Source organism: Pseudomonas putida W15Oct28 (assembly GCF_000708715.2).
Lineage (GTDB): Bacteria > Pseudomonadota > Gammaproteobacteria > Pseudomonadales > Pseudomonadaceae > Aquipseudomonas > Aquipseudomonas putida_R.
In genome coordinates this window covers 1-200 of record NZ_JENB01000117.1, presented here as the reverse complement: position 1 = coordinate 200, position 200 = coordinate 1, and the positions used below count along the sequence as shown (strand labels likewise).

1 rRNA gene is annotated in these 200 nt (G+C 54.0%); it reads right to left on the bottom strand.

What is annotated here, in order from left to right:
* Positions 1–3: 3 nt before the first annotated feature.
* Positions 4–200, bottom strand: a 16S ribosomal RNA gene (locus tag AK81_RS28920); the annotation flags it as partial.

The window sequence follows — 200 nt, the reverse complement described above, 5'->3', positions numbered from 1 at the left end:
TTTTGCTGCCTCCCGTAGGAGTCTGGACCGTGTCTCAGTTCCAGTGTGACTGATCATCCTCTCAGACCAGTTACGGATCGTCGCCTTGGTGAGCCATTACCTCACCAACTAGCTAATCCGACCTAGGCTCATCTGATAGCGCAAGGCCCGAAGGTCCCCTGCTTTCTCCCGTAGGACGTATGCGGTATTAGCGTTCCTTT